Origin of the sequence: Mesorhizobium sp. M1428 (assembly GCF_040317515.1) — a bacterium.
Lineage (GTDB): Bacteria > Pseudomonadota > Alphaproteobacteria > Rhizobiales > Rhizobiaceae > Mesorhizobium.
The window spans coordinates 1-13,094 of record NZ_JAMYKT010000013.1; the positions used below are offsets into that span (position 1 = coordinate 1).

The 13,094-nt window shown below is 63.5% G+C and carries 11 protein-coding genes and 1 pseudogene; 5 read left to right on the forward strand and 7 right to left on the reverse strand.

The window, feature by feature from the left end:
• Positions 1–66: 66 nt before the first annotated feature.
• The 3 genes from NKG60_RS18955 to NKG60_RS18965 form a co-directional block, all read right to left on the reverse strand.
• Complete coding sequence (locus NKG60_RS18955) at positions 67–1,149, reverse strand: NAD(P)H-dependent flavin oxidoreductase (RefSeq protein WP_352666236.1); 1,083 nt, start codon at positions 1,147–1,149, stop codon at positions 67–69.
• A 216-nt stretch (positions 1,150–1,365) separates the two neighbouring features.
• Entirely contained in the window at positions 1,366–2,796 is a 1,431-nt protein-coding gene (gene pyk, locus NKG60_RS18960; RefSeq protein WP_352666234.1) for a pyruvate kinase, read from the reverse strand.
• Entirely contained in the window at positions 2,793–3,239 is a 447-nt protein-coding gene (locus NKG60_RS18965; RefSeq protein ID WP_473505739.1) for a DUF1036 domain-containing protein, read from the reverse strand. Before NKG60_RS18965 ends, pyk begins: the two co-directional genes overlap by 4 nt.
• Before the next feature lie 286 nt (positions 3,240–3,525).
• Here NKG60_RS18965 and NKG60_RS18970 point away from each other — a divergent pair, with 286 nt between their 5' ends.
• The 4 genes and pseudogenes from NKG60_RS18970 (at position 3,526) to NKG60_RS18985 (ending at position 6,461) form a co-directional block, all read left to right on the forward strand.
• A complete protein-coding gene (locus tag NKG60_RS18970; RefSeq protein WP_352975341.1) occupies positions 3,526–4,323 on the forward strand; it encodes an N-formylglutamate amidohydrolase in 798 nt (265 codons plus the stop codon).
• Between the two features lie 27 nt (positions 4,324–4,350).
• Positions 4,351–4,659: a DUF1244 domain-containing protein gene (locus NKG60_RS18975; RefSeq protein ID WP_352666230.1), complete on the forward strand. Its 309-nt coding sequence runs from the start codon at positions 4,351–4,353 to the stop codon at positions 4,657–4,659.
• A gap of 11 nt (positions 4,660–4,670) precedes the next feature.
• Positions 4,671–5,133, forward strand: a pseudogene (locus tag NKG60_RS18980) (cupin domain-containing protein).
• A gap of 146 nt (positions 5,134–5,279) precedes the next feature.
• Positions 5,280–6,461, forward strand: a complete 1,182-nt coding sequence (locus NKG60_RS18985; RefSeq protein ID WP_352666228.1) for an MFS transporter — start codon at positions 5,280–5,282, stop codon at positions 6,459–6,461.
• Here the strand turns inward: NKG60_RS18985 and NKG60_RS18990 are convergent.
• Positions 6,419–7,330, reverse strand: coding sequence for a LysR family transcriptional regulator (locus NKG60_RS18990; RefSeq protein WP_352666226.1), 912 nt, complete (start codon positions 7,328–7,330; stop codon positions 6,419–6,421). The two genes, NKG60_RS18985 and NKG60_RS18990, sit on opposite strands and share 43 nt — an antisense overlap.
• Positions 7,331–7,424: 94 nt before the next feature.
• Here NKG60_RS18990 and NKG60_RS18995 point away from each other — a divergent pair, with 94 nt between their 5' ends.
• A complete protein-coding gene (locus NKG60_RS18995) occupies positions 7,425–8,384 on the forward strand; it encodes an SDR family oxidoreductase (RefSeq protein WP_352666224.1) in 960 nt (319 codons plus the stop codon).
• Positions 8,385–8,449: 65 nt separating this feature from the next.
• Here the strand turns inward: NKG60_RS18995 and NKG60_RS19000 are convergent, their stop codons facing one another.
• From NKG60_RS19000 to NKG60_RS19010, 3 genes are all read right to left on the reverse strand, one after another.
• On the reverse strand, positions 8,450–8,608 hold the full coding sequence (locus NKG60_RS19000) for a DUF3309 family protein (protein ID WP_352564626.1): 159 nt from the start codon (positions 8,606–8,608) through the stop codon (positions 8,450–8,452).
• 98 nt (positions 8,609–8,706) lie between these two features.
• A complete protein-coding gene (locus NKG60_RS19005; RefSeq protein WP_352666222.1) occupies positions 8,707–11,883 on the reverse strand; it encodes an efflux RND transporter permease subunit in 3,177 nt (1,058 codons plus the stop codon).
• 2 nt (positions 11,884–11,885) lie between these two features.
• Positions 11,886–13,067 carry an efflux RND transporter periplasmic adaptor subunit gene (locus NKG60_RS19010; RefSeq protein WP_352975342.1) on the reverse strand — a complete coding sequence of 394 codons (1,182 nt, stop codon included), beginning with the start codon at positions 13,065–13,067 and terminating at the stop codon, positions 11,886–11,888.
• Positions 13,068–13,094: the final 27 nt, after the last annotated feature.

Genomic DNA, 13,094 nt, shown 5'->3' on the forward strand with positions numbered 1-13,094 from the left:
ATGTGAGTGGTGCAGATTGCATTGTGGAACGCACTCTGGAACACATGCCCCTACTCCCCTACTCCCCTACTCCCCTACTCCCCTATAGGCCCGATCTACGCCGCTTGCTTCCGTGACGAGTTTCTCCACAAGGGCGGCGGCCAGCATTTCCCGGAGCTTCGCAACGCCCTGCCCGGCCCAAATGGGCAAGAAGTCAGCCCGCTTGCTTTCATCCTTTGCCATCGAAAGCGGCATGACCAGACTCGCCTGTAGCGGAAACGCCAGCGCAGCATCTTCCTCACCAGCCATTTCCATCACAAACCGGTTGCGCACCACGCGCGCTGGGCGGCCAGTGAAGCAGCGAGTCACCGACGTGCTCTCGTCGTTGGCCGAGCGCAATGCTACGCGATAGACTGGCTGCACATTGGCTTCAGGACAGGCCAGGAAAGCCGTGCCGATCTGCACACCAGATGCACCAAGTGCAAAGCTGGCAGCAATGCCGCGACCGTCGAAGATACCGCCGGCGGCAATTACAGGCACCCGCACGGCATCAACAATCTGCGGTACGAGCGCCATGGTGCCGGCAGTGCCGATAGCAGGGTCGCCAGTGAATGTGCCGCGATGCCCACCCGCCTCGTATCCCTGGGCGATAATGGCGTCCACCCCTCCTGCCTCAAGCTGGCGCGCTTCCGAGACAGTGGTGGCCGAACACAAGACAGTACAGCCGGCCGCCTTCAACTGCTGCACAATTGCGGTGTCCGGTAGGCCGAAGTGGAAGCTGACCACCTTGGGGCGCAGCTCGAGCACAATTTCGAGACGCTCACGATCGAAGGTGGGGAAGGGCTCGCCCGGCTCGGGTACCGGTCCGAGGCCGACCTCCTCATAGCAGCCGCGAAGGCGGTCTCGCATACTTTGGGCTGCCGCATCATCGCCTGCCGGCGCCGGGTGCGCAAAGAAGTTGACGTTGATCGGACGATTGGTGGCGTGCTGCGTCGCCATGAGCTGCTCGCGGATAGCCGCCGCAGGCAGAATGCCGCATCCGAGCGAGCCAAGCGCCCCGGCATTGCTGACTGCCGCCGCGAGTTCCGGCGTGGTGATGCCGCTCATCGGCGCCTGGATTATCGGGTGCTCAATGCCGAGGAGTTCCAGAAGATCAGTGCGCATCCACATTGGATCACCCTCCTCTTTCTCCCAGGAGAGATTACCTTAACTGACTTCCAGCTCAAGTCGGATAGGGCCTTCGAACCGCTTCACGGCCGGCCACACACCTGATGCAAGCTGGCGGAGTCCGGCGTCGATCCTAACCCAACCGCCGTCGATGCGCCGGGCTGGCGCCGTGTTTACGACGCGCCATGCCGCCGGCCTATCCGGCAGCCGCGGCCGACATTAGCGGCCGACTTCCGATCCGACATAGGCGATGCGCAGCATGTTGGTCGATCCCGGCGTCCTCAGCGGCACGCCGGCGGTGATGATGACGCGGTCGCCCGGCTTGCCGAAGCCCTCCTCGAAGGCGATGCGGCAGGCGCGGTCGACCATGTCGTCGAGGTCGCTGGCATCGGGGGAAACGACGCAATGCGTGCCCCACAACAGCGACAGCCGCCGCGCCGTGTTGAGGATCGGCGACAGCGCCACGATCGGCACTTGCGGCCGCTCGCGCGCGGCGCGCAAGCCGGTGGTGCCAGACGCGGTATAGGTGATGATCGCCGACAGCTTCAGCGTCTCGGCTATTTCGCGAGCGGCGAGCGAGATGGCGTCGGCTCCGGTCGCTTCCGGTTCCGAGCGCTGCGCGTTGATAATGCCGGCATAGGTCGGGTCGGTTTCGACCTTGGTGGCGATCCGGTTCATCATCGCCACCGCCTCGACCGGATAGGCCCCGGCGGCGGATTCCGCCGAAAGCATGATAGCGTCGGCGCCTTCAAACACCGCGATCGACACGTCCGACACCTCGGCGCGCGTCGGCACCGGCGCGGTGATCATCGATTCCAGCATCTGCGTGGCGACCACCACCGGCTTGCCGGCGCGGCGCGCGGCGCGGGTGATCTGCTTCTGGATGCCAGGCACGGCTTCGAGCGGCATCTCGACGCCGAGATCGCCGCGGGCAACCATCAGCGCATCCGAGAGCTCGATGATCTCGGCCAGCCGGGCGACGGCCTGCGGCTTTTCGATCTTGGCCATGATCAGCGCCCGGCCGCGTGCGATCTTGCGCGCTTCGGCCAGGTCCTCGGGCCGCTGCACGAAGGACAGCGCCACCCAGTCGACGCCTGTTGCCAGAACCGCGTCGAGATCCCGGCGGTCCTTTTCCGTCAGCGCGCCGACCGGCAGGTCGGTGTCGGGCAGACTGACGCCCTTTTTGTCGGAAATGGTCGTGCCGGCGACGACGGTGCAGACGATCGCCTTGCCGTTGCTGCTGACCGCCTTGAGCTCGAGCTTGCCGTCGTCGATCAGCAGGCGATGACCAGCCTCGACCGAACGCAGGATTTCGGGATGCGGCAGGTAGACCCTCGTCGAATTGCCGGGCTCGGGATTGTCGTCGAGCGTGAAGGTCTGGCCCACGGTCAGCACCTCTTTGCCGTTGGCGAACTTGCCGACGCGCAGCTTTGGCCCTTGCAGGTCGGCGAGAATGCCGATCGGCCGGCCGACTGCCTCCTCGACGGCACGAATGCGGCCGACAAGTGTGCGCATCAATTCATGGTCGGTGTGGCTCATATTGATGCGGAACACGTCGGCGCCGGCTTCGAACAGCTTCTTCAGCATCTCCTCGGACGAGGAGGCCGGACCGATGGTGGCGAGGATCTTGACCTTGCGGCTGCGTCTCATTGACTGTTTGTTCCCGGGGCGGCTGGAGCGCCATCCGTTGCGGGCTCGTCAGTCAGCTGGACCATCCAGCTTGCCTGCTCGCCCGTGTCATATTCCTGGAATCCGGCGCGCTGAAAGCCCCGGGCGACGCAATCGGTAACGCCGGCGATCTTGAACTCTTTTTCGGCCACGCACATGTTGATCGGGCCATCCCAGCGTCCGCCGCGCTCGGCGTCTTCTGCATAAAGATAGTAAAACCTTGATGACAACGGTCCCTCGATCAGCGTCTTGCAGCTCGATCCTTCGATGTGCCACCAGCCTTCGGTGATCCAGCCGGCTTTGGCGCGGTAGCCGATGCCGACACCAACCAGGTTCTGTGTGGCGTTGCAGACCCGGAAATCGGCCCGTGCCGGCGAGGCCGAAATCACCGCGAAAAGGCCCATGGCAGGTATCAGGAGCGGCATGGCCAAGGCATGGCGCACACGCAGCCTGCCAGCGAAACCCATCCCGAAACCCCTCAAGAACCACATTTGCATCTCTCAACGCCCCTTTTCGGAAAAGTCCGCACGCATGTCAACGCGCCGATCTGTCCAATTCCAATCGATTTAGAAGGCTCTGACGCGCTTGCTGTCGCCCCTGCTCAGTTTTTTGGCAGAAACCGTGGCCAAACAACGGCATTGCGCGAGCGTTCTCTTCGTGGAATGACGATACCACCCTCCCCGGAAGCCAGCGAACAGACCTTTCCCGCCAATGACCCGATCCACAGTTTTCGCGCCTTTCGATATCGTCGAACGCGATCGCAAGCGCGGCATGGTGCTTCTGGCCGATCACGCCCGCCGCGACCTGCCGGAGGAGTATGGCAGCCTTGGGCTGCCGGCGGCGGAGTTCGACCGCCACATCGCCTACGACATCGGCGTCGAGACTGTAACCCGCGAACTCGCAAGTCTGCTCGGCGTTCCGGCGGTGCTTGCCAATTTTTCGCGACTGCTGATCGACCCCAATCGCGGCGAAGACGATCCAACGCTGATCCGCCAGCTCTATGACGGCACCGTCATCCCGGGAAATTATCCCATGGCCACGGAGGAGCGCGAAAGACGGCTGGACCGTTTTTACCGCCCCTATCATGATGCCATCGGCGCCATGATCGCCTCTGTGGCGCAAGCATCCGCTCAGACACCCTTCATCTTTTCGGTGCATTCCTTCACGCCGACCATGCAAGGCTTCGTGCGGCCGTGGCACGTCGGCATACTATGGGATCTCGACGATCGCGTGGCGCAGCCGCTGATCGACATGCTCGCCGAGGACAAGAGCCTCATCGTCGGCGATAACGAACCCTATGACGGCGCATTGCGCGGCGATACCATGTTCAGGCACGCCATCGTCAACGGCTTTGCCCATGCGCTGCTCGAAATCCGCCAGGACCTGATCGCCGACCGCAAGGGTGCCCTCGCCTGGGCCGAACGGCTGGCGCCGATCGTTGACGCGATCGATCGACGTGCCGATATACACCAGGTGAAAATATTCGGCTCGCGCACCGGGCCGGTATGATGGAGGCCCAAGGGAGGCCAACAGGACATGACCGAACTCAGCGACGAACAAAGGCGCGATTTCGAAGCCGCTGCCTTCCGCCGGCTAGTCGCGCATCTGCGCGAGCGTTCCGACGTACAGAACATCGACCTGATGAACCTCGCCGGCTTCTGCCGCAACTGCCTGTCCAACTGGTACCGCGACGCGGCGCAAGCCGAGGGTGTCGAACTCGGCAAGGAACAGTCGCGCGAGATCATCTACGGCATGCCCTATGCCGAGTGGCAGGCACTGAACCAGGTCGAAGCCTCCGACGCCAAGAAGGCCGAGTTCGAGGCAAGACGCCCTACGGATCACTAGGGGAGGCCGCCGTGCCTAAGATTGACGTTGCCGACGTGCCCAGACGCAAGGGCTCATCCTATCCACCGCCGTTCGATGCACCCTGTGCCGAACGCGTGCGGCAGCGGCTGGGCAACGCCGGCGGGCTCACCGATTTCGGCATCAATCTCATGCGCCTGCCGCCGGGCAACTGGTCGAGCCAGCGCCACTGGCATTCGCACGAAGACGAATTCGTCTACGTGTTTGAAGGCGAGCTGACGCTCGTCGAAGATGCCGGCGAGATGGTGCCGCGCGCCCGGTGATTGCGCGGCCTTTCCGAAAGGATCAGGCAACGGCCATCACATGATCAATAAATCGGGCGCGATGGCGATCTATCTCGAAGTCGGTTCGCGCTGGCCCGACGATGTAACCACCTGCTCCGACATCGACATGATGAGCACCAACGCCGACGGCCGGTTTGTACACAAGGATGGCACGCCTTATCCCGAGCCCTAGGAATTTCGGAGTGGACCGTCGAGATGGTTGGCCGACGCGAGAGGACGTAGCGCCTGGTCCAAGCACTTTCGGCGAAGAGCGCTTGACTGTGAATTGAATCGATCTAATTTGCCGCGCAAAGCCATTTCCGGACCGGATTCTACCCGATGGACGCGCAGAAAATTACGCAGACCGCGATTCGTGGACGCTGGGCAGTGGCCGCCATCTTCCTCGCCAATGGCTTCCTGACCGGCAGCTGGGCGCCGCAGATCCCGGTGTTCCTGACCCGGCTGGACATCAGCAAGTTCACGCTCGGCCTGCTGATTCTGTTGTTCGGCGCCGGCGCCGTCACCGCCATGACCTGGTGCGGCCATCTGATCTCGAAGCATGGCTCCCGCATGGTGCTGCGCTGGTTCGGACTTGCCGGCAGCTTCGGCCTTTTGGTCGTGGCTCTGGCCCCCAACGTGCCGTTGGCGGCCGTCGCCATGTTCATTTTCGGCGGTTCGATCGGCGGCATGGACGTCGCCATGAATGCCAATGCAGTGGCAGTCGAACGGCGGCTGTCCCGTGCCATCATGTCGTCCTCGCACGGCTTCTGGAGCCTTGGCGGTTTCGCTGGCGGCGCTTTGGGCGGTTTCGCCATCCAGAACTACGGTCACCTCGCCCATGCGACGATGGTGACGGCTCTTGCCTTCGCCGTCATCGCCGTAGCGGTCCGCTACCTGATCGCCGAGGACAAGCACCCAATCGCCGAGCACCACAAATTCGCGCTGCCGGCCAACCCGCTGGTCTATCTAGTCGGACTTATGGCGCTGCTGACGATGATCTCCGAAGGCGCGGTGCTCGACTGGGCAGCGCTGTATCTCCGGCAGGAACTCGGCGCCGATCTTGCCATCGCAGGCCTGGCCTACGCCGCCTTTTCCGGCGTCATGGCCGTCATGCGCTTTCTTGGCGACGGCGTCCGCAACCGTTTCGGTGCCGTTACGACGTTGCGCGCCTCGGCCCTTGCCGCTGCTGCCGGCATGCTGGTGGCCGGGCTGGCTCCCTCGCCTTGGCTGGCCATTGCCGCCTTTGCCTTTTGCGGCCTCGGCATTGCCAACATGGTGCCGATCATTTTTTCGGCCGGCGGCAACCAGGAAGGCATGGCGTCCGGCACAGGCATGAGCGTCGTCACCACAATGGGTTACTCAGGCATTCTGGTGGCGCCGTCGGCGATCGGCTTCATCGCCGAGCACTCGAGCTTCGGCCCGATCTTCGTCGCTCTGTCCGGGCTGCTGGTCGTCGTGCTGTTGATGGCCGGCCTCGCTCACCGCGCCGAATTCGCTGCCGAGCCCGCACCGGCCGAATAGCGCTTGAACTCTTCGTAGAGGAAATCCGCGACGCGGCGGATGCGCACGCTGGTGCGCACGTCGCGATGCATGGCCAGCCACACCGGTAGCGTCGGCAGCGGGAGACCGGGCAGCACTGTTTCGACCAGCGCATCGCGCTCGGCCAGCGGCTGCTGGCCAAAGCCGATGCCGTTTCCCGCCCGCACCGCTTCCCAAAGCACGATCTGATTGTCGGTCCTGAAGCGGAAGGCACTGCGGGTGAGCGCGACGCCGAATTGGGCGAAGCCGCGAATGATCTCGTCGCTGCGGTCGAAGCCGACCAGATCGTGGCCGGCCAGATCGCGGGCCTCGCGCGGACGGCCGCGCCGGTCGAGATAGGATTTTGCCGCACAGGCGCGGAGCGGAATGTCGGTCACCTTGCGTGCGACCAGTTCATTCTGCGCCGGCTGGACCATGCGAATGGCGATATCGGCATCGCGGCGCAAGAGGTTTTCGACCTGGTTCGACGCGACGATCTCGACCTCGATGCCGGGCTCCTCGGTCCCAAGCCTCGCAGTCATTTCCGGCAGCACATAGGCCGCCACCACCTCGCTGGCGGCAATGCGCACCGTACCCTCTATCGCTTCGACCGATCCCAGCGCCAGCAACGAAAAGGCGCTCGCCTGCTCGCTCACCGCGCGGCCCCGTTCAAAAAGCGTGCTGCCCGCTTCCGTGAGCGCATAGCCGCGCCGCCCGCGCCGGAAGAGCGTGACGCCGAGCGCCTGTTCCAGCTCGGTGATGTGGCGACCGAGCGTCGGCTGGCTCGCGGCAAGTTTTCGCGCGGCGGCCGACAGGCTGCCGGTCTCCGCCACGGTGACGAAACTCTTGATCAGGTTCCAATCGATATCCATTCAAACTTGAATATCAGACCGCCAGCTTTAGTCAATTTTCATTCGTTTGCGAGGAGATCACATTGCGGTCGTAGCGCAAACACGGAGACGAACAATGACCAAGATCGCAATTCTCGGCGCCAATGGCCGGCTCGGCCGCACGGTGGCCAAGGCCTTCCTCGATGCCGGCTACGATGTCCGTGCCATCACCCGCAGCGGCAAGGTGCCGGCCGAGCTCAAAGGCGCCACGGCGATCGCCGGCGACGCGCTCGACCGTGCTGCGCTGATCCGCGCGACCGAAGGCGTCGATATCATTTTTAATGGCCTCAACCCGCTCTACACCGACTGGAGCAAATGCCTGCCGATGGCCGAGAATGTGATGGCTGCCTGCCGGGCGAATGGCGCGCTGCATCTCTTCCCAGGCACCGTCTACAATTACGGCTCGCCGATGCCGGCGGTGATCACTGAAGCCACGCCGTTTCGTCCGACGACGGAAAAGGGCCGCATCCGCGTCGCCATGGAGGACCTGTTTCGCCGCGAGGCCGACGCAGGTCGGGTGCGCACGATCCTGCTGCGCGCCGGTGATTTCTTCGGCGGCACCGGCAGCGGATCGTGGTTCGATCTGGTTGTTGCCGCCAAGATGACTAAGGGTATCTATACGGCACCGGGACCGGTCGATCTCGTGCATGAATGGGCCTATCTGCCCGACCTGGCCAAGGCTTTCGTCGGACTGGCTGACAATCTCGACAAGCTCGGCTTCTACGAGGCGCTGAACTTTCCCGGCCATGCGGTGGCCGATCTGGAGATCAAGGCGGCCGCGGAGAAGGCGCTCGGGCGCACGTTGAAACTGACGATGATGCCGTGGTGGGTGCTGCGCGCTGGCAGCCCGTTCGTGGCCATGTGGCGCGAGATCGTTTCGATGTCCTATCTCCGCTTCGAGCCGCACCGGCTCGTTTCAGGCAGACTGGAAAGCGTTATCGGTACGATCCCGCACACGCCGCTGGAAGATGCAGTGTCGGAAGCGCTCGAGGATATCGGCATCGCCACGCTCAAGACGATGCAAAAAGTTGCCTAACAACAAACCAAAAAAAGGCGGATGGCCAGATGGTCATCCGCCGCTGTTCGGGAGGGAGGTTGCGCTCAGATCCGGCCCATCAACAGCAGCACCAGGACAACGATCAGGATGACGCCGACGATGCCGGATGGGCCGTAACCCCAAGACCGGGAATGCGGCCACGCCGGAACCGCGCCGATCAGGATAAGAATAAGAATAATGACGAGAATGGTGCTGATCGTCATCAGAAAATCCTCGCTTTGAGGTTGCAATGACGGAACAATGCAGAAGGCCGCCCATTGTTCCAGGGCGGCCTTGCTTGATCAGGACGGCGATCCGGACTCTATTCGGCGGCCTTCGGGAAGGCGATCGCCGGTTCGGCGCCCAGATCGGCGTCCGGGCCTTTCGACGGGATGTCGGCCTTAGGACGCCCAAACAGACGACTGAACCAGCCACGACGCGCACCGGGTTTGAGCTTGGCGCGAGTGAACACCATCAGCATCGACGGCGTCACCACCAGCGTCAGCACGGTGGCGAAGGACAGCCCGAAGACGATCGCCGAGGACAGCGAAATCCACCATTGCGTCGACGGCGCGTTGATCGTCGTCTCGTGATGGAAGATTTCGAGGCCGAGGCCGAAGGCGATCGGCAGCACGCCGAGGATCGCCGACACCGCCGTCAGCACCACCGGGCGGGCACGTTCGCGGCAGGTCTGCAGAACGGCTTCGTATTTGTCCCAGCCCTCTTCGCGCAACCGGTCATAGGTGTCGATCAGCACGATGTTGTTGTTCACCACCACGCCGGCCAGCGCGATGACACCGATGCCCGACATGACGATGCCGAATGCCTCTCCCGTCAGCAGCAGCCCGAGGAACACGCCGATCGTCGCCATGACCACGCAGGACAGCACCAGCCAGACGCTGGTGAATTTGTTGAACTGCGCCAGAAGCACGATGAAGATCAGGAAGATCGCCGCACCGAAGGCTTTGCTGAGGAAGGCCCCGGCCTCCGCGCTGTCCTCATTCGAACCGGCAAGCTTCCAGCGAATGCCGCTGCCGAGGTTCATGTCTGCGACAGCTTTGGTGACCTCCTGCTGGACGGCAGCCACCTGGGCGCCGGCAGCGACGTTGGCCTGGACGACCACCGTTCGCGCACCGTCGATGCGGTTGAGGATACCGACCGTCGGCTCCGGCTTGCGCACGACGAAGTTCGAGATCGGCACCGAGCCTTGCGCTGTCTGCACCCTGAGTTCGTCGAGCGTCGACAGCGTGCGCCGATCCTCGGGCAGGCGCAGTCTGATGTCGACGGCATCATCGGCGCCGGCGGGCCGGTACTCGCTGAGTTTGAGCCCGTTGGTCACCAATTGCACCACCGTTCCGACCGCGGTCGGGCTGATGCCGTACTGCGCCGCCTTGGCGCGATCGACCTCGAGCGCCCAGTCGACGCCGGGCGGCGCCAGACCATCGGAAATATCGATGACGCCGGGCACCTTGGCAATGCGCGCGGCAACGGCGCGGGCCTTGTCGTCAAGGCCCTTCGGATCGACGGCCGAAAGCCTGATCTGGATCGGCTTGCCGGTGGGCGGGCCGGCTTCCGGCACGCGAACCTCCACGTCGACACCGGGAATGCCGGCCATCACGCCGCGCAGTTCGTCGAGGATTGAGTTCGCCGATTTACGCTCACGCCAGTCGACGAATTCGTACTGGATCACGCCGACCACGTCTTCCGGAACGTCCTGGCCGCCGCCCTGCGTCTTGCCGACACGGGTATAGACGGACTTAACGCCCGGCCAGCCGAGCAGCCGGTTTTCCGCCGTCTTGGTGGCCGCATCCATTTCGGCAAGCGAAAGATTGCCGCGGGCGTGGACATAGAGCAGGCCGTAGTCAGGCTCGACATTCGGGAAGAATTCGACGCCGGCGCCGAATTTCGAATAGGCGTAGCCGACGCCGAACAACAGCGCCACAGTGAGGACAAGCACGGTGATGGGATAATGCACCGCCTGCTTGACCACGGCCATGTACCAGCCGTCGCGATTGTCGTCGGGGTGATGGGCGGGCGCCTTGGCGAATATGGCGCCCAGCGTCGGTGCGAAGACCAGCGCATAGAGCATCGAGGCCGAGAGCGTCACGATCAGCGTGATCGGCATATATTTCATGAAGTCGCCGATGATGCCCGGCCAGAACAACAGCGGCGAGAAGGCGGCAATGCGCGTCATCGTCGCCGCGATGACCGGGCCAGCCATGCGCTTGGCGGCAAGCGCGAACGCTTGCTCCTTCGGCATGCCCTCGCTCATGCGTCGCTCGGCGAATTCGGTGACGATGATGGCGTCGTCGACCAGCATGCCGACCGCCAGGATGAGGCTGAACAGCACGATCATATTGATCGTGTAGCCCATCATTGCCAGCAACAGGATGCCCATCAGGAAGGATGAGGGGATGGCCAATCCGATCAGCAGCGAGGCACGGCCAGACAGCGCGTAGAGAATGACGATGAACACCAGGATGACGGCGATCATCACGTGGTTCTGCAGGTCGCCGAGCAACTGGTTCACGAAGACGGACTTGTCTTGCGTGTAGGTGACGTGCATGCCCTCCGGCATGGTCTTGATGAAGGCGTCGGAAACCTCTCTGACCTTGCCAATCGTATCGATCAGGTTGGAGCCGATGCGCTTCTTCACCTCGATGGCAATCGCCGGCTTGCCGTCGAGGCGGGTAACCGTCTCGGCGTCCTTGAAGGTCGAGCGGATGGTGGCGATATCCTTGGCCTGCACCACCGCATTGGGGCCGGCGACGACCGGAAGCGCCGCCACATCCTCTGGCGTCTCGATAAGCGAGGGCACCTTGACCGCGTATTTGCCCTCGGACCCTTCGATATTGCCGGCGGCGACAAGACTGTTGGAAGCGCCGACGGCACCAATCAACTGGTCGAGCTGCAGCCCGTAGGAAGACAGCTTCATCGGATCGATGACCACTTCGACGAGGTCGTCGCGCGCACCCTGCAGCGAGCCCTCAAGCACGCCAGGCACTTCCTCGATGCGGTCGCGCAGCTCGCGCGCCGCCGCCGTCAGCACGCGCTCGGGCACCTCGCCCGACAGCGTCACGACAAGGACGGGGAATTCGGAGATGTTGACCTCTGAGACCACGGGCTCCTCAGCCGCTTGCGGCAGGTCGGCCTTGCCGTCCTGCACCTTGCTGCGCGTGTCCTGCAGCGCGGTGGCGAGGTCCGTCTGCGGCTGGAATTCGACCAGCACATAACCGCCGCCCTGGAAGGCGGCCGAGCGCATCTCCTTGAGGCCCTTCAGGCTCTTCAGCTTGGCTTCCATCGGCCGCAGCAGGAGGCGCTCGGAGTCTTCCGGCGAGATGCCCTGGTAGATCAGGCTGACATACATCATCGGAATCGGAACGTCCGGTTCCGCCTCCTTTGGCGTCGACTGGTAGGCGACCGCACCGGCAAGGATGAGAAAGACCAGGACCGAAATGGTCAGCCGGGCATTGCTGATTGCAAGTTTGACGATGTCCATGATTACTGCGTCCCGGTCGTCGCTTCGCCCAACAGCTTTTGGATGGTCGCCTGGTCGGCTTCGACCGGCTTGATCACTTCGCCTTCCTTCACCAGCTCCTGGCCGGCGACGATGATGCGGGCGTCGGCCGGAATGCCGCCGAGCACCAGGCCGGTCGGCGTGTCGTCGACCAGGTCGATCGGGAAGAACACGACCTTGTCGTCCTTGTCGACGGCGCGAATGCCGAGATCCCCCTTGTCGCCGAGCGTCACCACCGATCGCGGCAGCATCACAGCGTCCGTCGGCTGGGCGCTGAGCGCGATTTCGGCCGTCATGCCGGCCGGTACGGAACCATCGGCGTTGGGGATGGCGACTTCAACCCGGAAGGTACGGGTTGCCGACGATGCATCCCGGCTGATGTAGCGGACGATGCCTTCGACATTCTGACCGCTGACCAGACGCACATTTGCCTTGTCGCCGATCTTCAGATAGCCGAGATCGCGTTCGCTGACCTCGCCGCGCGCAATCACCGGGTCGAGGCTGAGAATGGTAGCCACCTCGCCGCCCTGCATCACCGAACTGCCAAGCTCCACCGGCACCCGGTCGATAACGCCGTCGAAGGGCGCCTTTACCTCATTGCGGTCGAGCTCAGCTTGCGCGGCGTCCAGTTGCGACTTGGCCAGCGACAGGTTGGAGCGGGCCGTATCGAGCTGCAGCGTCGGCAGATTGCCGGTTTTCATCAACCGCAAGGCCGCAGCCAGTTCCGCTTCACGCTGCACGACAAGTTGTTTGGCGTTGTCGACCGCCGAGATTTTTTCCTCGGCGGCAAGCATCAGGATCAGGTCGCCGGTCTTGACGTGCTGACCCTGCTTGACCGGCAGCTTGTCGATGACGCCGGCGACGCGTGTCGCCAGGACGGCGCGCTTATCGGCTTCGGTCAGTCCGGAAATGCGGATAGCGCGTGCATAGGTGCGCCGCGGCGGGGTTATGACCGCGACCGTGCGCAACGGCGCCTTGGGCTGTTTCGCCTCGGCAGTCCCCCCCTTGGCTGCGTCGGCTGGCTTGGGCTGCCCGACCTCTCCTGTCTTGGGCTTGTTGTCGGCGGACGCGCTGCCGACGGACGAGAATTCGCCCGTCGCCATCCAGCCGGCGAACCCGATAAGCACAACAATGGCTGCAAGCTTGTGAAACCTGAATTTCGGCATCGTCATTTTTTCCAGTGCGCGGGGTTC